Genomic DNA, 19,658 nt, shown 5'->3' on the forward strand with positions numbered 1-19,658 from the left:
GGGACGCCCTCAGGCGGCGCCGAAGACCTGGGTCCAGTACGTGCCCGCGCGGCTGCCGGTGGCATGGCCGACGCCGATGTGGGTGAAGTCGGGCTTCAGGATGTTGGCGCGGTGACCCGGGCTGTTCATCCAGCCCCGCACCACCTCCTCCGGGGAGCGCTGGCCGCACGCGATGTTCTCGCCGATGCCGCGGTGGGCGGCCCCGGCGGCCCGGGCCCGGTCCCAGGGCTGATGCCCCTCGGGGCCGGTGTGGGAGTAGAAGTCGCGGGCCACCATGTCGTCGCTGTGTGCCTGCGCGGCCGCCGTCAGCCGCGGGTCCGGGGCGAGGGGCGCGAGCCGGGCTGCGGCGCGCTCCGCGTTGGTGAGGGAGATGACCTCGGAGGCCAGCCGCAGCAGCCCGTCCGGGGTGAACGGCCGGGCCCATACCGCCGTCCAGTAGACGTCCGTGGTGGGCCCGTCGGCCCGGCCGATGCCCAGGTGGACGATGGCCGGGTCGTGGAACGGGCCCCGGCGCTCGGCGCCTTCGAGGCAGTAGGCCACGAACTCGCGTGGGGTGCGCGGCCCGGAGACGATGTGCTCGGCGATGGTCAGCGGGCGGTATCCGTGCGCGGCGATCCGGTGGAAGAGCGAGGTGCCGTCCGGGCTCTCCAGAGCCAGCGCGCCGTGGGCGGCCATGGCCCGGGCGTGCGCCCCGGCCGCCGCGGTCAGCCGTCCGTCGAGGGCCACGGGCGCCGCCCCGGCCCGGGCCCGGGCCGCGTTCACCACGTCGAGGGCCTGCCGCGAGGCCCCGTCGGCGGGCGCGGGGGCGGTGGCGGGGGCGGTGGGCACAGGGGCGGGAGGCGCGAGAGGCATGGGAGGCACTGGCGCGGGTGGCGCGGGAGGCACCGGTGCGGGAGACGCGGGCGCGGCGGCGGTTCCGTCGTCGGCGACGTCGACGCCGAAGTCCCGGGCCACACCGGCCAGTCCGTCGGCGTACCCCTGGCCGATCGCCCGCACCTTCCAGCCGCCGCCGCGGCGGTAGATCTCGGCGAGCAGCAGCACCGTCTCCCGCTCGGGGCGCGGCGGGGCGAACCGGGCCAGCGGTGCTCCCCGCTCGTCCAGGACGCTCAGCACGGGCGCCGGGAGCCGCCCCAGCGGGGTGCCCGGGTCGGCGGGGCTGATGACGAGGGTGACCCGGGCGGCGCCGGGCCGCAGCGCCCGCGGCCGCAGGGTGACGGTGTCGCCGTCCAGCCGGGCGCCGGGCGCGGTGGGCTGGTTGAAGAAGACGAAGTCACCGTCGCCCGCGACCTTTCCGTCCTCGCCGCTGATCAGCGCGGACAGGTCGAACGGGCCCGGCACCCGGATGGTCAGCGAGCCGTCGGGCAGCGCCTGGTTCCCGCCGGGCACCAACTCGCCCATGTCCGCTCCTCACCGCCGCGTGTCTGGAAGCAACGCGTCAATGAGGGCAACGCCCGGGCGCCACCGGCGGTTCCGGCGGGCGCCCCGGCGCTGTGACAGCGGTCAGACCGGCACCGCCACGTACTTGTACTCCAGGAACTCGTCGATGCCGACGCGGCCGCCCTCGCGTCCGAGCCCGGACTGTTTGACGCCCCCGAAGGGGGCCGCGGGGTTGGAGACCAGTCCGGTGTTGAGGCCGACCATGCCGACCTCGAGCCGCTCGCTCACCCGCAGCGAGCGGTTGAGGTCCTGGGTGAACACATAGCCCACCAGACCCCATTCGGTGTCGTTGGCGGTGGCGAGGACCTCGTCCTCGTCGTCGAAGGTGAGCACGGCCGCGACCGGTCCGAAGATCTCGGTCTCCATCAGCCGGCTGGCCGGGGAGACGCCGGTGAGCACCGTGGGCGGGTAGAAGCAGCCGGGGCCCTCGGGGGTGCTGCCGCCGACCAGGACCTCGGCGCCGCGTGCCACGGCGTCCGCGACCAGCTCCTCGACCTTGGTACGGCCCGCCCGGTCGATGAGCGGCCCGACCTGGACACCGGCGCGGCTGCCGGGGCCGACCTCCAGCGCGCCCATGCGGCGGGCCAGCCGGTCGGCGAACTCCGCCGCCACGGAGGAGTGGACGAAGAAGCGGTTGGCCGCCGTGCACGCCTCGCCCATGTTGCGCATCTTGGCGGTCATGGCGCCCTCGACCGCGACATCGAGGTCGGCGTCCTCGAAGACGATGAAGGGGGCGTTGCCGCCGAGCTCCATGGAGGTGCGGACCACCGCGGGCGCGCTCTGGGCGAGCAGGGTGCGGCCGACCTGGGTGGAGCCGGTGAAGGAGAGCTTGCGGATGTGCCCGCCGGTCAGCAGCGGCTCCACGACCTCTCCCGCGCGGGAGGTGGTGACCACGTTGAGCACCCCGGCCGGAAGCCCCGCCTCCGCCAGGATCCCGGCGAGCGCCAGGCTGGACAGCGGGGTCTGCGGGGCGGGCTTGAGCACCATGGTGCAGCCCGCGGCGATCGCCGGGCCGATCTTGCGGGTGCCCATGGCCAGCGGGAAGTTCCACGGCGTGATGAGCAGACAGGGGCCGACCGGACGGCGCATCAGCAGCATGCGGTTCTTGCCGTCCGGCATCGTGGAGAACCCGCCCTCGACGCGCACGGCCTCCTCGGAGAACCAGCGGAAGAACTCCGCGGCGTAGGCCGCCTCTCCGCGCGCCTCGGCCAGCGGCTTGCCCATCTCGGCCGTCATCAGCGCGGCGAGCGCGTCCGCCCGCTCCACGATCAGCTCATAGGCGCGGCGCAGGATCTCGCTGCGCGCGCGGGGCGCGGTGGCCGCCCACTTCTCCTGGGCCTCCACGGCCGCGGCCAGGGCGCGCTGCCCGTCGGCGGGGGCGGCGTCGGCGACGTCGCACAGCACCTCACCGGTGGCCGGGTCGTCGACCGGCATGGTCCGGCCGCCCGCCGCGTCGGACCACGATCCGGCGATGTAGAGCTGCTTGGGCACCGCGGCGAGGACCTCGGCGGCCGAGGGGTACGAGGGGGTGGACATAGGGGCAATCTCCTATCGGACCGCCGCCGGTCCGAGGGGTTCGGAGCGGCGGGCGGATCGGGCTCCCGTGAGTGATGTGCGGTGCGCGTCAGGAGTCCGCTGTTCCGGCTTGGACGGCGGCGGACCAGGCGCGCAGACCCTCGTCGATCGCCGCTTCGTCGACGACGAGGGCGGGGATCATCCGGACCACATGGTTCCAGGCGCCGCACAGGAGCAGCAACAGCCCTTCGTCCACGGCGGCGCGCTGCACCCGGGCCGCGGTCGCCGGGTCCGGCTCGCCGTCGGCGGTGACGAACTCGCTGGCCAGCATGAGGCCGAGGCCGCGCACGTCGCCGATGGCGGGGGTCTTGGCGGCCACGTCCTCCAGACCGCTGCGCAGCCGCGCCCCCATGGCCTCGGCGTTGGCCACGAGGTTCTCCTCGCGGACCACGTCGAGGGTGGCGGCGGCGGCCGCGCAGGCCACGGCGTTGGCGCCGTAGGTGCCGCCCTGGGAGCCGGGCCAGGCCTTGCTCATCAGCTCCTCGGAGGCCGCGATGCCGGACAGCGGGAAGCCGCTGGCCAGCCCCTTGGCGGTGACCAGGATGTCGGGACGGATGCCGAAGTGGTCATGGCCCCAGAACCGTCCGGTGCGGCCCACCCCGGTCTGCACCTCGTCCAGGATCAGCAGGAAGCCATGGCGGTCGGCCCGCTCCCGCAGGCCCTGCAGGAAGCCCTCGGTCGCGGGCACGTAGCCGCCCTCGCCGAGCACCGGTTCGACGATGATCGCGGCGGTGTCGTCGGGCGGGGAGATGGTCTGCAGGACGTAGTCCAGCTCCCGCAGGGCGAACCGGGTCGCGGTCTCCTCGTCCCAGCCGTACCGGTAGGCCGTGGGGAACGGGGTCACCACGACACCGCTCATCAGCGGCGAGAAACCGGACCGGAAGCGGGTTCCGGAGGTGGTCATGGAGGCGGCGGCCACAGTGCGGCCGTGGAATCCGCCGTGGCAGACCAGGACGTTGGGCCGGCCGGTGGCCTGGCGGGCCAGGCGCAGGGCCGACTCCACGGCCTCGCTGCCGGAGTTGCTGAAGAACAGACTGTCGAGGCCCGTGGGGAGCACCTCGCCCAGCTTCTCGACCAGCCGCCGCAGCGGCGGGTGCATCACGGTCGTGTACTGGCCGTGGATGAGGGTGCCCACCTGCTCCTGGGCGGCGGCGACGACCCGCGGATGGCAGTGCCCGGTGCTGGTGACGCCGATGCCCGCGGTGAAGTCGAGGTATCGCCGCCCGTCCTCGCCGTCGACGTAGGCGCCCTCTCCCCGGACGGCGACCACCGGAGTGGCTTGACGGAGCTGCGGCGACAGATTGGTCATGTTCTCTCCCACACCCACGGGTCGACGATGTGCTCGGACACTTCGAGGGTGAGGGGGCGGACCCGGTCAGGACAATGATCACTGTGTCGCGGGGTGGTGATCGCTATGGACGATCTGTCAACGACCCCGGATACCGGTCCTGTCAAGAGGTCGGCCGGGATCGTGGTTGCGCTCGGCGTGCGGGCTTGCCAGAGTGAGCGGCATGAACGGCTTCGGCGGCACCGCGTACGACGCTGCCGGACGGCCGCTGACCCGCCCCTCGGAGCCCCCGCGGATCCCGGGGCGCCCGCCGCTCAGCCTCGCCGAGGTGCTGCGGCTTCCGGTGCTGGCCGCCGGGGCGCCGGAGGTGGTCTCCGGCCATGGGCAGCTGGCCCGGCCGGTCCGCTGGGTCCACATCACCGAGCTGCTGGACCCCGCGTCCTTCCTCAAGGGCGGGGAGCTGGTGCTGACCACCGGGATGCCGCTGCCCGAGGACCCGGCGCTGGTCCGCCGGTATGTCGACGAACTCGCGGACGTCGGCGCCGCCGGGCTGGTCATCGAGCTGGTGCGGCGCTACCACCGGCCGCCCTCGGAGCTGGTACGGGCCTGTCTGGCGCGGGACTTCCCGCTCGTCCTGCTCTCGCGGACGGTGAACTTCGTGGAGGTCACCCAGGTGCTCCACTCCCTGATCGTCGGCAGTCAGGTGGAGAGCCTGCGCCGGGCCCAGGACGTCCATGACACCTTCACCGCGCTGACCCTGCGGGGGGCCGGGCCCGAGGAGGTGGTGGACATGGCGGCCGAGATGAGCGGACACCCCGTGGTGCTGGAGAACCTGGTGCACCAGGCCGTCATCTGCGGTTCACCGGGGCGCGGGGTGGAGGGGGCGCTGACCGGCTGGGAGCGGCGCTCGCGCGCCACGCCCTCGCCCGACCGGACCGGGCTGAGCGGTCCGGAGGACTGGCTGGTGACCGCGGTGGAGTACCGGGGCGAGCGGTGGGGGCGGCTGCTGATGCTCCCGGACGGGGCCCGGGACCCGGCGGTCGGCCCCGAGGACGCGATGGTCCTGGAGCGCACCGCCACGGCCCTGACCATCGCCAGGCTCACCCATCACACCCGCTGGGAGCGGCGGGCCCAGCGCACGCTGCTGCTGGACCTGGTGGAACAGCGCTGCCGGTCCAGGGGCGAGGCCCGGGCCAGGGCCGAGGCGCTGGGCGTGCCGGTCGCGGGCCGCCGGCTGATGGTGGTGCTGGTCAGCCCCGGGCCCGGCGCCGGGGAGACGACCGAGCTGGAGGACCGGCTGACGGACGAGCTGGGGGCGGCCGGGGCCGCCGTACTGGTCGGCGCGGTGCCCGGTGACCACATAGGGGTGCTGCTGGCCCTGCCCGCCGCCGCGCCGTGGCGGCCGCTGGTGGAGCGGCTGAGCCGCTCGGTGCGGGAGTCCCGGCCGGACGCCGTGATCAGCGTCGGCTCGGAGGTGTCGGACCTGTCGCAGACCGCCCGGTCGTTCCAGCAGGCGGCGCGGGTCGCGGACGCCGCCGTTCCGGGGACCCCGGACAAGGCGTTCCACGAGCTGTCCGACATCGGGCTGCGGCAGTTGCTGTACGCGCTGCGCGGCGATGTGCGGCTCCAGGAGTTCGTGGAGCGGCAGTTGGGACGGCTGGTGGACTACGACGAGCGGCACGGCACCGATCTGCTGCCGGTGCTGCACACCTTCCTGGACGCGGCGGGCAACAAGACTGTGGCCGCCAAGCGCGCGAATCTGTCCCGGCAGGCGTTCTACCAGCGGCTGCACTCGGTGGAGCGGGTGCTGGGCTGCGATCTGGAGTCGGGTGAACAGCGCACCCAGCTCCATGTGGCGCTCACCGCCTTCCGTCTGCTGCGGCTGTCCCGGGGCCCGGCCCCGTCCTGAGAGCCTGTGTCATATCCCCGGCCGGGCGTGCGGCGTCTGGCACGCACGCTCGCGGCGTTGCCGAAACGCCCGCGTGGCTCCGCCACGAGGACGCTCCGGCGCCTTGCGATCGCACGCACCAGACGCCGCACGCTGATCCGACCGGGGATATGACACAGGCTCTGAGACGGCGACGCGCCACGGCCGGCCCGGAGCGAATCCGGGCCGGCCGTGGCGCGTTCGTGGACCTCCGCGGCGCGGGGGTCATTTGACGAAGTCGTCGACGACCTTTGGCGGCCAGCAGCCGACGTTGAGTACGCCGATGGAGTAGGCGCGGGAGACGAGGGCCGCGCGGTTGGGCACCCGCAGCTTCCGCAGCAGCCGAGTCACGTGGTACTCGACACCCTGCCGGCTGAGGTAGAGCCGGGAGGCCAGCGGGATGGTGGAGAGCCCGGCGGCGATGCCCTCCAGGATGCGCGCCTCGGTCTCGGTGAGGAGCTTCTTACGGTTGGTGACCATGTCCACCTCCTCGCCACCCGCCGTGGGACGCATCACCACGAGGATCGACGCCACATGGGCGGTGCCCTCGCGCACCGCCACGGCGGTGAGCCCGCTGGTGAAGGCGGCCCCCTCGGCCCCGATGGCCACCACATGCGTGGTGAACCGGTGACGGGAGCCGTCGAGGAGCCGGGTGAACTGCCGCTTCAGCGCCTGTCGGACGCTGGGGTGGACAAGGTCACTGAAGTCGCGGCCGCACACGTCCGAGGAGGCGTCGTCGAACTGCCGGAAGAATTCCCGGTTCGCCTGTTGGACGATGAGCGACGGGTCGAGACAGACGACACACGCCCCTGGCTGATCGAACTGGCGCAATAGATCCGTGTACTCGGTCTGCTCGTGTCCAAGCTCGTGGGGGGTTGGCCGAGCCGAATCCGCTAGTAAAGGCAATGCCAAGGGACTGCCATCCCTTCCTAATTCTCAGTATTCGGAATTGAATATCGATATTCAATTCCAAATGTTCATTTCAGAATTGAGACTAGGGATCTACGGGTACGGAAGTCAACGTCAACAGGGGTGTAGCCACCCAATCCCGTGGTGGGGTGTCCCGAAGGTTCGGTCCGCACCCCACCCCTTCGGTGGGCCGGTACGGTCGGTTCACGAATCCTCGTCAAACAGCGTCCAATTATCGCCGTTAACGCTCCGTTCACGAATGCATGCGAGGCAGCAGCTCGATGAGCTCGCGCCGCCCGGAGACGCCCAGCTTGCGATAGGAACTCGTCAGATGCTTCTCGATGGCGCGGGAGCTCACCCCCAGCTCGGCCGCGACCTCCTGGTTGGTCAGGCCGCGTCCGACGAGGGAGGTCACGGTGCGTTCGGTACGGGTGAGGGTCGCCTCCGGCGGGGCGGCCGCCGCACCGCTGCCGTCCGCCGCGCGGATCCGCTCGACCAGCCGTGGCACCCCGCACGCCGAGGCCAGCGCCGCGGCCTCCCGGAGTACCGCCGCCGCCTCGCCGCCTCCCGGCCGCAGCCGCTTGCCCAGCAGCAGGAGCGTGCGGGCGAGTTCCAGCTCATTGGCAGAGGCGCGCAGCACATCGACGGATTCGTGCAGCAGCCGCAGCCCCTGGTCACCGTCGCTCAGCCGGGCCTTCGCCCGCAGCGCGCGGCCGAGCGCCACCGGGGCGCCCCATTCCGTCGCCCGCAGCAGCTCCTCCTCGGCCAGCGCCCCGGCCGCGTGGGGGTCGCCGACCCGCCGGTGGAGGTCGGCCGCCCAGGGCCGCCAGGAGAAGAGCACGGGATTGCGCCAGCCCGACGCCTCCAGCTGCCGGCCGCAGGCCAGGAGGGTTTCCAGGGCGCTGGTCCAGCGGCCCTGCTCGGCGTCCTGCGCCGCCTTGACGAACTGCAGCGCCGCGGTCAGGGCCAGGCTCGAGGAGCGGCGCCGGCCGGGGCCGTCCAGAATCCGCTCGATCAGCGCTGAGTCCTGGAGGTCCAGGGCGACGCGGGTGAGGGCGAGGGTGGAGACGACCCCGGCCTCCTGCCAGTGCACCTCGGCCAGCCGCACGGCGCGCTCGGCGTACTCACGGGCCTGGGCGACGCGGCCGCGGGCGCCGAGCACCATGGCCTGCTGGACGTTGACGAGCGCGTCCACGACCGTGCCGCCCTGCCGACGCGTCTGCTGCTCCATCGCCAGCCAGGAGCTGATCCCCCGTACCGAATCGGCCGCCACCAGCCCGATCACCACCAGCGGCAGCGGGGTGTGGACCTGGTCGGAGGTGGCCGGTTCGCGCTCCAGGATGCGGTTGGCCAGCCGGGAGACCTCGGCCGCGGGCCATCGGGCGGTGAGCACCGCCGCGTTGAGCAGCACCGCCGTCAGCTCGCGCTCGGCGGAGGTCATCAGCGGCGGCTCCTCCCCCAGCGCGGACAGCCGCTCGACCGCCGCGGCCAGCTCAGCCGGGTCCTCGTGTCCGGCGTGCCGCAGCCGCGCCTCGAGCCGCAGCGCCACATCGCGCGCCGTGCCCTCCAGCGAGGCGGCGGGCCCCAGGTCCTCGGCGACCTGGTGCAGCAGATCGATGACCGACGGGGGCCCCAGGCCCACGATGGTGGGCGAGATCCGCAGGGCCGCGGCGGCCCGGAGCCTGGCCGTGGTCAGCAGGGGTATCGCCTGGGAGATGTGGCGTTCACAGGCGGCCGGGTCGAAGCCGCGCTCCGCGGTGGCCAGGTCGATCAGCAGCCGGGCCCGGCCCTCCCCGGTCAGCGAGCCGTCCAGGAGGGCGCGGCGCAGAAAGCGGGCGGCGGTGCGGGGCGCGCCGCGGCGCAGCGCGGTGTCCGCCGCGGCGCGCAGCACCTCCACCGCCCAGGGGTGGTCGGAGCTGGTGACGGCCAAGAGCTGGGCGGCGACGAGTTCGGCGGGGCGTCCGTTGTGGTACATCAGGGCCGCCGCGGCGTCGTGCAGCCGCTCCCGTTCGGCCACGGTCATCGAGGACTCGACGGCGTCCTGCACCACCCGGTGGAGGAAGCGCGGCTCCTGCTCGGCGGCGAGCAGCCCCAGCTGGTGGAGGTCGCGCAGCGCGGCCAGGTAGCCGATCGGGTCCAGCCTGGCCAGCCGCCCCAGCAGCTCCGGTTCGGCCTGGTCGCCGAGGACCGCGATGGCCGCGGCCAGGTCACGCGGGGGCCGGGGCTGGGCGCGCAGGGAGCTGGCCAGCCGCTCGCGCAGCTGGGCGGGGCGCAAGGAGCGGGCCGATTCGACATGCTCGGCGGTGGGCCGGTGGCCGCGCATGGCCAGGTCCGCCAGCACCGACTTCAGGAACAGCGGGTTCCCCGCGGAGCTCTCGTGGCAGGCACGGGCGAACTCCTCGTCGCCCGGCACGCCGAACTGCTCGAGGATCACTTCCTTGGTGGCGCCCAGCGAAAGCGGCGCGGGGCGCAGCACCCGCCGCGCCGCCTCGACGATCTCCGGCAGCAGTGGGTCCCCGGGGCGCCGGTAGCCGTCCCGCAGCGCGCAGACGACCACGGCGCGCAGCCCGTGCAGCCGCTTGACGAGGAAGGCGAGCCAGCGCAGCGAGGGGGTGTCGACCCACTGCAGATCGTCCACGAGGATGAGCAGCGGGCGTTCGGCGCCGGCGGTGGCCAGTACCGAACGCAGGCCGTACAGCGCTTCCTCGGGGATGGTGACGGCTCCGTCCTCGTCGATCGGCGGGTCGTCGTCGGAGAAGACCGTCCGGCAGAGGTCGACCTCTGTCTCGATGCGCTGCCCGCGGAGTTCTTCCGGGGCGCCGGTGAGCAGGCTGTCGAAGAGCTGGCGGACCACACCGAGGTCGAAGTCCTGCTCCATCGGCGCGGCGTTGGCGCGCAGGACCCTGATCTTCTCGCCCTCGGCGAGCATCGGCAGCTGGTGCAGCAGCGCGGTCCGGCCGGTGCCCAGGGGGCCGGTGAGCAACAGCAGTGACGAGTCTCCCGCCGCCGCGGCCCGCAGGGCCTCCGCGACCTGCGCCAGCTCGGCCTCCCGTTCAAGCAACATCGATTCCGCCTCCCTGCGCCGCCCGCAACAACGCGATCAGCTCCGCGCGACCGCCGATCCCCAGTTTTCGGTACGCACCGCTGAGCCTCAGCTCCACGGTGCGTCTGCTGACGGAGAGGGTCTCGGCTATCTCCCGGTTGCCATGGCCGAGTCCGACGAGGGAGGCGGTGCGCTGCTCGGGTTCGGTCAGCGTCGCCCACGCCGGATGCGGGACACGTCCGCGGACGGCGGAGGGCCCCGTCCGCTCGGACAGCTCGCGCACCTTCGCGACCAGCTTGCTGGAGGGCCGGTGGGCGATGACGAAGGTGAACAGCTCGGCCACCAGGGGGGCCGCGGCGCGCGGGCTCCCGGCGTCGAGTTCGGCCGTGGCCAGCTCCATCAGGGCGCCCGCGTAGGCGAGCCGGGCCGGGGTGCCGCGCAGGGTGGCCACCGCCTCGCGGAGCCGCTCGACCCGCCCCTCGCGGGCCACCCGTCCGGCGCCGAGCTGGGCCCAGCCGAGCGTGTTGGGTGCGCCCCACAACCGGGCCAGCGCGAGCTCCTCGTCGGTGAGCCGCCGTGCCTCCTCGTGGTCGCCGAGCGCGTCGTGGACCCGGGCGGCCATCGAACGCCACGGCATCAGGGCGGGGTTGATCCGCCCCCGGCCCAACTGCCATCTGCCGGTGGCCCGGAACAGCTCCGCCGCCTCGGGCAGCCGGTCGTCCTTGACGGCCACCAGCGCCCGGGCGAAGAGCAGATAGCCCCAGGAGGCGCCCTCGCGCGACTCGGCGGGGGCGGAGGCGGCCGCGAGCACACCGGCCTGGCCGAGGTCGCCGTTCTCCAGGGCGATGAGGATCCGGACGGCCAGCAGATACGGGACGGTGTAGCGGTGCCAGAGGGGGCGGGGCAGCGATCGCTCGGCGGCGGCCACGTCCCGTTCGGCCATGTCGAGCCGGCCGCGCCGCAGGTTCAGCTCGCCGCGGACGGCCAGGACCTGGGCGGCGGCCGCGCGGGCGTGCCGCCGGCGCAGGTCGGTGTGGAGGATGTCCAGCCGGACCTCGGCCTCGTCCAGGTCGTCGGTCAGCAGCAGGGTCCGGGCTGCGGTGAGCCGGGGCAGGATCAGGGCGCCCGCACCGCCGTCCAGGGTGAAGACCCGATGGGCCAGCGTCCGGGCGGTGGGCAGGTCCGCGCCGTGCAGGGCCAGTCGCCAGGCGCGCGCCGCGGCCTGCACCGGGCAGGTGGGGTCGTCGGGCAGCGGCGGGATCCCGTCCGGGACCAGGTCGGTGTCGTCCTGCCCGTCGGACTCGGTGAGCCAGAACAGCCCCGCGAGCGCTCCCTGTTCCTCGGCGTCGGTCGAGGGCAGCACGTCGACGATCGCGCGGCGCAGCGCCTTGTCGTCGCCGCGGGAGAGTCCGAGGTCGGCGGCGCGCACCCGGATCCGGCCGGGTCCGCCGTCGCCGGTACGGATGATCTCCGCCAGCCGGCGGCCCGCGGCCTCGGGGGCGGCGAGCACTTCGATGGCGGCGAGTTCGAGGCCCAGCCGCGCGCGTGGCGCCGGGTCCAGCGGCTCCTCCAGCGCCCGGGACAGACAGGCGATCGCCTGGGCGGTCCGGCCCGCGCGCAGCGCGGCGGCGCAGGTGCGGCGCAGCACGGGGATCACCCAGGGCTCGTCGACCGGGCGGGCGGCGAGCAGCAGCCGGGCGATGTCCTCGTCGGCCACGGCCGCCCGATAGGCCAACTCGGCGGCACGGGCGTGGAGTTCGGCCCGCTCGTCACCGGGCATCTCGGCGAGGATCCAGCCGCGCGCCTCGGGCCGGCTCAGCCGGAGCCCGGTCCCGGAGGCGATGGCGAGCCCGCTCTCCCGGAGCACTTCGGGCAGTCCGGGCTCGCTCGCGGCGCGGGGGCCGGCGAGCGCGTAGAGCAGGGACAGATCCAGCAGATCGCCGCAGACGGCGAGCGCGCGGACGAGCGCGACGGCCGTGTCTGACAGCCCTCCGAGCACACGGACGGTGTGTTCACCGCCCACGGCCTCGCTGAGGGTGGACAGTTCCGGCACTCGCCCGGCGACCGGCGCGTAGCCGTGTCTGGTGAAGCGGCGCAGTGCCTCGGACAGCACCTCGGGGTTGCCCGCGCTCGCCTCCAGGGCCGCGGAGATGAAGGCGTTGTCGCCGGGGCGGCCGCAGATCAGCGCGACCGTGGCGGCCACGTCGCGCGGGGCGAGCGGGGCCAGTTCGCATTCGAGGGTGATCACCTGCCGCGGCGCGGTGGACAGCGGGCACGCGCCGGGGCGGAGCCGGCCGGTGCCGCTCAGCAGGAGGGCGATCAGGGCGTCGGGCAGCCGCCGTATGAGCGCCCCGAACCAGCGCAGCGAGGCGGGGTCCAGACATTCCACATCGTCGACGACCAGCAGTGTGGGCCGCTCCCGGGCGGTCCGCAGCAGCTCGGTCAGGCCCGGTAAGCGGCTATCGGGCCCCTGTCCGGTCAGGGCCTTCATCGAGCCTCCGGTGAGTCCGTCCATCGGGGCGAGCAGCTGTCCCACCACGCCGTAGCGCACATCGCGCTCGCCGGGGGTGGCCTTGGCGCGCAGCACGCGGAAGCCCTGGTCCTCGGCCAGCCGGGCGGCGAGGTTCAGCAGGCGGCTCTGTCCGTAACCGGGCCTGCCGATCAGTGTCACCACCGAGGAGCGTCCCCGGCCGAGGTCGGTGACGGTCTGGGCAAGCATGGCCTGCTCTCGTTCACGGCCGGGGAACGGGAGCCCGTTGAGCAGCATGGTGTGACTATATGCCTGGGGTGGGTCGTGAACCTGTCAGCGAACCGCCGTGCCCGCGTCAGCGTCGGCCGCGCGAGGCGAAGACCCACGCGGGGGCCTGTGGATCGGGCAGGCTCGGGGTGTTCAGCACCGAGGCCAGCTCCCCGCGCTGACTGACACTCAGCTTCCGGTAGACGCTGGTGAGATGGGTCTCAACGGTCCGTACGGTGACGAACAGCGACTCGGCGATCTCGCGGTTGCCCGCCCCGCGCGAGGCCATCTGGGCCACCTTGCGCTCGGTACCGGTGAGCAGGTCGACCGGTGAGGCGGTGATCTCACGCATCCGGCCGCCCGCGGCCACCAGCCGGTTGCGGGCGTCCCTGGCGAGCGCGAGCGCGCCGCAGCCCTGCGCCAGGTCGACGGCCGAGCGCAGCCGCTCCCGGGCCTCGCGCGGCCGCCCCGCGTCCAGCAGCGCCCCGCCGAGCAGGAACTCGGCCCGGGCGTGCTCGGAGCGGGCGGGCGACCCGGAGAAGTGCTCGACCGCCTCGGTGAGTTGGGCGATGCCCTCCTCGCCCGGGGTGGTCACCCCGCGGGCGAGGGCGGCGAGCCCGAAGGCGCGCGGGGTGCTCCAGCGGCGGGCCAGTTCGGCGCCGTGCTCGACCAGGTCCCGCGCCTCGTCCGCCCGCTTCTCCGCCGCGAGCAGACAGGCCGCCTCGGTCCACCAGGGCAGGAACACCGGGTTGGCGAAACCGGACTCCTCCAGGGAGGCGCCGCAGTCGAGCAGCAGCCGCAGCGCGGTGGCGCTGTCGCCGAGCGCCCAGCGGGCCCGGGCGCGGGCCATGAGGTACGAGTGGTACTCCATGACGAACCCGTCCAGGTTCGGCCGGGTGACGGCGGCCAGCAGCTCCTCGGCCCGCTCCGGTTCGCCCCGGTCGATCAGGATCGTCGCGAGCGCGGTCTGCGGCATGGTCACATTGGCGCTCCAGCGCTCCTCGCCGATGATCTCGACGGCGGTCTGGGCGTCGGCGAGGGCGTCGGGGATGGCGCCGACGCCGTGCAGCAGCAGGGCGCGGTAGGACAGGGTGATCACATACGACCAGACCGCGGCGTTGTCCTGGCCGTGGCGCAGCGCGTGCTCCAGGGTCTCCATCGCCTCCTCGATCTCGTCGGCCAGGCCGAGGGTGAACGCGGAGAAGAGCAGTGACCAGTTGTCGAGCCGGTCCGCGGAGCTCAGCGCGCGGCGGGCCTGCCCCACCGCCCGCCGCACCGAGCGGCCCTCCATCGCGGAGAGGACCGTCATCATGGCGAGCATCTGGCGCTGGGCGGGGGTGTCACCGGCGGGTTCGGGGATGCGCGTGAAGCGCTCCCGGACCGTGTGGATCGTGGCCTTCTCGTCGGATCCGCTGATCAGCAGCGTCGATTGGACGAGGGTGCGCAGCTCGTGGTCGCGCGGATCGGGGTCGGGCCCCAGCTCTGCCTCGAGTTCGTCGAGCACCTCGCTGAGCACCCGTACGGCGGCCGGTGACTGCTGGACGGTGAGGCAGGTGAGGCCGAACTGCACGGCGATGGGCGCCTTGGTGCGGATGTCGGTGGCCAGCGTGAGCGCCCGCTTGAGCAGCCGGATGGCCTCGGCGGGATTGATCTCCGCGAGCGCCTTGGCGAGCGGGACATGCGCCGACAGGCTGTCCGGCTCCGCCTCCAGGACCCGGTAGAGATAGCGCGCGGCGGCCTCCGGGGCACCGCGGTGCTCGGCCTGGGCGGCGGCCTCCCGGAGCACCCAGCCCATCCACGGCTGGGGGGTGCCGGGCACCAGCAGCACCTGGTTGGCGACCTCCTCGGCGGGCCGTCCGGCGTCGCTCAGCAGCAGGGCCGCCCTGGCGCGCAGTTCGGCCAGCCGCTCCGCCCCGGCGGCCTCCAGCATCGCCGAGCGCACCACGTCATGGGCCAGGTCCGCCCGGTCCGGCGCCATCACCTCGGCCTCGCGCAGCTGCTCCACGGCCTCCGCGACGCGGGCGGCGGGCACTCCGGCCAGCGCGCCGATGTGCTCCGCGTCCTCCTCGCCGAGCACCGCGATGGCGGTGGCCACGTCCCGGACCCAGTCGGGCCGGGCGTCGAAGAGCGCGCGCACGGACAGGGCGACCACGTAACTCCCGACCTCGGCGATCTCGCGGATGCCGGTCTCGTCGGGCGCCACGCCCTTGGCCCGCAGCTCGCGCAGCAGCCGGGTGACGGTCAGCGGGTTGCCGCCGCAGACGGCGGCGGCGCGTTTGGCGAAGGAGCGCGCGACGGGGGCGGCGAAGACCTGGTGGGCCATTTCGGCCACTTCGCCGTCGGTCAGCGGATCGAGGCGGATCACCGCGGAGCGCGGCTGGGCGAGGATGTCCGCCAGGGCCGCCGGGGCGACCGGTTCCGCCTCGCTGCGCTGGGCGAGCACCACCAGCAGCGGCAGCTGGTCGGCCCGGCGCAGCAGGAAGTCGATCCAGCGCAGGGAGCGCTCGTCGCACCAGTGCACATCGTCCAGGACGAGCACGAGGGGGCCCTGGGTCATCAGGTTGGCGGCGAGCCAGTACAGGCCGTGCAGCACCGGGTAGACGCTGGCGGCCGTGGGCGGCCCCTCCTCGCCGGGGCGGGGGCTGAGCGCGGGGAGGGCGCGGCGGGCGCTGCCGCGCAGCAGCGGGGAGTCCTGGGCGTCCTCGGCCGAGAGCCCGAGGCTTCCGAAGAGGGCGCGTACGCCGCCGTATCCGGCACCGGCCACCACTTCGCCGCAGGCGCCGTGCAATACCGTCATCTTCCGGCAGGCGTCGCTGTCGAGAAAGGCGCGCAGCAGGCTGGTCTTGCCGATTCCGGCCGGACCGGACAGGACCACCAGACCGGAGCGGGCACCGTGGGCGGCCTCCGCGTGGGCGGTCAGCGCGGCGAGTTCGGCGGCGCGTCCGACCAGCGCGCCGGGTAAACCGGAATCCGTTTTCCGGTCCACCACGCAGCCTCCTCGAGCCACAAAATACGAAGAATTTCGGAAAAGTGTGCTGCTGACGCGGTCAGCAGGCTACACGAGCGCAATGACGACGATCAATCCCGATCAGTAGTCAGCCAATCCCGATCAGTCATTCCCGAGCGGTCATCCGCCCGGAGCCCGATCGGTGAAGTCCGGATCCCGATCAATCGGCCCCGTAAAGCGACCAGCCGGGCCCGGAGACGGAAGGCGTGGTGAGGGCGTTCACCATTCCGTCTCCGGGCCGTTCGGTATCACTGTGTGGGTACGAGGCGTGAAGTCGTCTATGGCATCTCCCTTCGTCGGCAAACGATCACGGGGTCGTTCGGCCCTCTTCCAGGGCGGCCTCCAGGACGATGGCGGGCGGGTGGAGCTCGAACCAGACGACCTTGCCCGCCGCCGTGCGGGTGGATCCCCAGCAGCGGGAGAGCAGATCCAGCAGATGGAGTCCGCGCCCGCCCTCGTCATCGCCGCACGCCCGGCGGACCCGGGGCTGCCCGGGGTCCTCGTCCGCCACCTCGCAGCGGAAGGCGCGGTCGACGGAGCACAGGGAGAGCGTCAGGCGGATCGGTCCGCCCGCGTGCCGCAGAGCATTGGTGACCAGTTCGCTGACGAGCAGTTCGGCGTCATCGGCGAAGTCGTGCAGCGTCCACGCCGACAGCTGGGCGAGCGCCAGCCGCCGGGCCGTCGGCACCGAGGACGGCTCGGAGGGGAGCAGCCAGGACGTCCCGCCGCTGGTGGCGGGGGGTGCCGTGTCGGGGCGGCGCGCGGTGCACATCGGGGAGCCGGGCGTGAGGGTGAAAGTGGCAGCGTTCATGCTGAGGGGTCTGGGCTGGTCCGGGGGGCGGGGATGGCGCGCCCGTCGGGAAGGATTTCACCCGTGTCCGCGAAGATCACCACTCCGTTGCAGAGCAGGCTCCATCCCTGCTCGGGGTGGGAGGCCACCGGGCGCGCCGAATCGTGATCCGGTGCGTCGGCGGGAGGACATTGGGGTTGGTGGAGGCACATGGTCCGAACCTTCGATCTTCCGCCATAGGGGTCGGCGGAACTCACCGAGACCACCATCCTGGCCCGGCGCGGCCGGACGCGGCGAGGGGAGATATCCCCGCATCGGTACCCGTCCCGCTCCCCTCCCCCCGCCGGGGCGGTCACGGACGGGCGGCGGCCGTTCACCCTAGGTGAACCCGCCCGGCGCCCGCCCGGGGTGGGTGCGGCGGCCCCCGGCCCGGGCATAGCCTGGAAACAGGGCTTCGGGTCCGTGCGGGCACAGGGTCCCGCCCTCCCGAGGCCGGTGCGAGGCATCGATGGGTGCGTTGGCGACAGGCACCCCGACCGGGCGGCAGACAGTCAGGCTGCCGGCCGAGGTGACGAGTTTCGTGGGACGTCGGCAGGAGGCGGCCGAGGTCAAGCGGATGCTGTCCGCGTCCCGCCTGGTCACCCTGACCGGGGCCGGCGGGGTCGGCAAGACCCGGCTGGCGCTGCGGGTCGCGGACGAGGCGCGCCGGGCCTTCCCCGACGGGGTCTGGCTGGCCGAACTCGCCGAGCTGGACAACCCCACACTGCTCGCCCAGGGCGTCACCGAGGCGCTGGAGATACGCGACCGCTCCTCCCGCCCGGCGATGGACATCCTCGTCGACCATCTGCGGGACCGGCAGGCCCTGATCGTTCTCGACAACTGCGAACACCTGCTGGAGGAGTGCGCCAGGCTCGCCGACCGGCTGCTGCGCGCGGCCCCCCGGCTGCGGCTTCTGACCACCAGCCGTCAGGCGCTGGGCACCGCCGGTGAGCAGAGCCTGGCCGTCCCCGCCCTGGGGCTGCCGGACCCCGAGGGTCCACGGCCCTCCCTCGCGACGCTCGCGCGATGCGACGCGATACGGCTGTTCGTCGAGCGGGCCGCGGCCATCGTGCCCGGGTTCCAGCTCGACGAGGACAACCGGGACGCGGTCGAGCTGATCTGCCGCCGGCTGGACGGCATCCCGCTGGGCATCGAGCTCGCGGTCGTACGGCTGCGCGTCCTGTCCGTACGGCAGCTGCTGGACCGGCTGGACGACCGGTTCCGGCTGCTCACCACCGGCTCCCGGACGGTCCTCCCCCGCCATCAGACGCTGCGGGCGCTGATCGACTGGAGCTATGAGCTGTGCACCGAGCGGGAGCGGCTGCTGTGGGCCCGGGTCTCGGTGTTCGCCGGAAGCCTGGACCTGGACGCGGCCGAGGCGGTCTGCTCGGGCGAGGGCATCGACCGCGAGGAGGTCCTGGACCTGGTGGCCGAGCTGGTGGACAAGTCGGTGCTGCTCAGGGAGGAGCACCGGACGTCGGTGCGCTACCGGATGCTGGACACGCTGCGCGAGTACGGCCGTGAGCGGCTGGCCGCCTCCGGGGAGGAGGCCGTGCGGCTGCGGCGCCACCGCGACTACTACCGCGGGCTCGCCGCGGACGCGCGGGCGGCGCTCTTCGGACCGGCCCAGGTGCAGTGGTTCACCAGGCTCCACCTGGAGCACGCCAATCTGCGCACCGCCCTGGAGGGCTGCCTGGCCGAGCCCGAGCAGACCGTATGCGGACTCGACATGGCCGCCGATCTGCTCTACCACTGGATCACCAGCTACTACCTCGGTGAAGGCCGCCGCTGGCTGGACCAGGCGCTGGCGCTGTGCACCGAACCCGACGGGTCGCGGGCGCGGGCCCTGTGGACCAACAGCTGGCTGGCCGTCATCCAGTCCGACATCGACGCCGCCGCGGCCCTGCTCGAGGAGAGCCGGTCCATCGGCACCCGGCTGGGCCTGGAGCCGGTGCTCGCCTACGCCGCGCTCTACTCCGGCATGGTCTCCATGTACCGGGGCGAGACCCGGTCCGCGATCGCGCTCTACGAGGAGGCCGTGGCCCGCCATCGCGCGACCGGCGATCCGGTGGGGCTGGCCCTGGCGCTCATCCGGCTCTCGCTCGCCCACTCCTTCATCGGCGACTCGTCGCGCGCGATCGCCCTGGGCGAGGAGTCGCTGGAGGTGTGCGACGCGTACGGGGAGGGCTGGCACCGGGCCTACACGATGATGGCGCTCGGCGTGGACGTCTGGCGCCAGGGCGACACCGCGAGAGCCGCCGCCCTGGAGAAGGAGAGCCTCGCGTTCAACCGCTCGCTGGACGACCCGCTGGGCGTCGGGGTCAACCTGGAGGTGCTGGCCTGGATCGCGGCCACCGAACAGGACCACCATCGGGCGGCCAGGCTGCTCGGCGCCCTGGGGACCCTCTGGCACGCCATCGGCGCCCCGCACTCCGGCTACGGGCACCTGGTCCACTACCACGAGGAGTGCGAGGCCGCGGTGCGGCGGGCCCTGGGCAAACCGGCCTTCAACGCGGCGTGCAAACAGGGCGCCCGGCTGTCCTACGCCGAGGCGCTGGGGTATGCGCTGGAGGACGAACTGCCCGGCGGGGAGGCGTCGGCGGGCGGGCGGCCGTCGCCGCTGACCCCCCGGGAGTCCGAAATCGCGCGGCTGGTCGCGCAGGGGCTCAGCAACAAGGACATCGCCTCGTCCCTGGTCATCGCCCAGCGCACGGCCGAGGGCCATATTGAGCACATTTTGAGCAAGCTGGGTTTCACCTCGCGTGCGCAGGTGGCGGTCTGGGTAGCGGAACAGCACCGCACCACCGAGGCCGATGGCGAACGCCCGCCGGAGGATACGGTCTGAAGACCGCGCCGACATTCTCAAGGGGCAAGGGGCGGAATTCTATTCGAGACCGGAGCAGGTG

At 73.5% G+C, this 19,658-nt stretch carries 11 protein-coding genes; 2 read left to right on the plus strand and 9 right to left on the minus strand.

The features are described from left to right. Positions 1-9: 9 nt before the first annotated feature. The 3 genes from LIV37_RS05145 to LIV37_RS05155 form a co-directional block, all read right to left on the minus strand. Positions 10-1,398, minus strand: a complete 1,389-nt coding sequence (locus LIV37_RS05145) for a CAP domain-containing protein (protein ID WP_020866040.1) — start codon at positions 1,396-1,398, stop codon at positions 10-12. A 102-nt stretch (positions 1,399-1,500) separates the two neighbouring features. After that, entirely contained in the window at positions 1,501-2,973 is a 1,473-nt protein-coding gene (locus tag LIV37_RS05150; protein WP_020866041.1) for an NAD-dependent succinate-semialdehyde dehydrogenase, read from the minus strand. Positions 2,974-3,061: 88 nt separating this feature from the next. Next, the gene (locus tag LIV37_RS05155; protein ID WP_020866042.1) at positions 3,062-4,321 is read right to left on the minus strand and encodes an aspartate aminotransferase family protein; all 1,260 of its coding nucleotides are present in this window, start codon (positions 4,319-4,321) and stop codon (positions 3,062-3,064) included. A gap of 202 nt (positions 4,322-4,523) precedes the next feature. On the opposite strand from LIV37_RS05155, the gene LIV37_RS05160 reads away from it, so the two are divergent. After that, positions 4,524-6,209: a PucR family transcriptional regulator gene (locus LIV37_RS05160; RefSeq protein ID WP_020866043.1), complete on the plus strand. Its 1,686-nt coding sequence runs from the start codon at positions 4,524-4,526 to the stop codon at positions 6,207-6,209. 243 nt (positions 6,210-6,452) lie between these two features. Here LIV37_RS05160 and LIV37_RS05165 read toward each other — a convergent pair whose 3' ends face one another. The 6 genes from LIV37_RS05165 to LIV37_RS05190 form a co-directional block, all read right to left on the minus strand. Then, positions 6,453-7,058 carry a LuxR C-terminal-related transcriptional regulator gene (locus LIV37_RS05165; protein ID WP_020866044.1) on the minus strand — a complete coding sequence of 202 codons (606 nt, stop codon included), beginning with the start codon at positions 7,056-7,058 and terminating at the stop codon, positions 6,453-6,455. A gap of 331 nt (positions 7,059-7,389) precedes the next feature. After that, positions 7,390-10,200: a LuxR family transcriptional regulator gene (locus LIV37_RS05170; protein ID WP_020866045.1), complete on the minus strand. Its 2,811-nt coding sequence runs from the start codon at positions 10,198-10,200 to the stop codon at positions 7,390-7,392. After that, entirely contained in the window at positions 10,190-12,946 is a 2,757-nt protein-coding gene (locus LIV37_RS05175) for an AAA family ATPase (RefSeq protein ID WP_020866046.1), read from the minus strand. The genes LIV37_RS05170 and LIV37_RS05175 overlap by 11 nt, the downstream gene beginning before the upstream one ends. Before the next feature lie 58 nt (positions 12,947-13,004). Continuing rightward, entirely contained in the window at positions 13,005-15,905 is a 2,901-nt protein-coding gene (locus tag LIV37_RS05180; RefSeq protein ID WP_020866047.1) for a helix-turn-helix transcriptional regulator, read from the minus strand. 325 nt (positions 15,906-16,230) lie between these two features. Further along, positions 16,231-16,734, minus strand: coding sequence for an ATP-binding protein (locus tag LIV37_RS05185; RefSeq protein WP_121825803.1), 504 nt, complete (start codon positions 16,732-16,734; stop codon positions 16,231-16,233). Then, positions 16,731-16,925: a DUF5999 family protein gene (locus tag LIV37_RS05190; RefSeq protein WP_078956464.1), complete on the minus strand. Its 195-nt coding sequence runs from the start codon at positions 16,923-16,925 to the stop codon at positions 16,731-16,733. Before LIV37_RS05190 ends, LIV37_RS05185 begins: the two co-directional genes overlap by 4 nt. A 368-nt stretch (positions 16,926-17,293) precedes the next feature. Here LIV37_RS05190 and LIV37_RS05195 point away from each other — a divergent pair, with 368 nt between their 5' ends. Beyond that, positions 17,294-19,597 carry an ATP-binding protein gene (locus LIV37_RS05195; RefSeq protein WP_020866049.1) on the plus strand — a complete coding sequence of 768 codons (2,304 nt, stop codon included), beginning with the start codon at positions 17,294-17,296 and terminating at the stop codon, positions 19,595-19,597. Positions 19,598-19,658: the final 61 nt, after the last annotated feature.

Origin of the sequence: Streptomyces rapamycinicus NRRL 5491 (assembly GCF_024298965.1) — a bacterium.
In the GTDB taxonomy this organism is placed as follows: Bacteria; Actinomycetota; Actinomycetes; order Streptomycetales; family Streptomycetaceae; genus Streptomyces; species Streptomyces rapamycinicus.

Excerpts from the sequence above, each read along its gene's own strand:
- LIV37_RS05175 (WP_020866046.1), bottom strand. The coding sequence starts at position 12,946 with ATGCTGCTCAACGGGCTCCCGTTCCCCGGCCGTGAACGAGAGCAGGCC.
- LIV37_RS05185 (WP_121825803.1), bottom strand. The coding sequence starts at position 16,734 with ATGAACGCTGCCACTTTCACCCTCACGCCCGGCTCCCCGATGTGCACC.
- LIV37_RS05170 (WP_020866045.1), bottom strand. The coding sequence starts at position 10,200 with ATGTTGCTTGAACGGGAGGCCGAGCTGGCGCAGGTCGCGGAGGCCCTG.
- LIV37_RS05145 (WP_020866040.1), bottom strand. The coding sequence starts at position 1,398 with ATGGGCGAGTTGGTGCCCGGCGGGAACCAGGCGCTGCCCGACGGCTCG.
- LIV37_RS05155 (WP_020866042.1), bottom strand. The coding sequence starts at position 4,321 with ATGACCAATCTGTCGCCGCAGCTCCGTCAAGCCACTCCGGTGGTCGCC.
- LIV37_RS05190 (WP_078956464.1), bottom strand. The coding sequence starts at position 16,925 with ATGTGCCTCCACCAACCCCAATGTCCTCCCGCCGACGCACCGGATCAC.
- LIV37_RS05160 (WP_020866043.1), top strand. The coding sequence starts at position 4,524 with ATGAACGGCTTCGGCGGCACCGCGTACGACGCTGCCGGACGGCCGCTG.
- LIV37_RS05150 (WP_020866041.1), bottom strand. The coding sequence starts at position 2,973 with ATGTCCACCCCCTCGTACCCCTCGGCCGCCGAGGTCCTCGCCGCGGTG.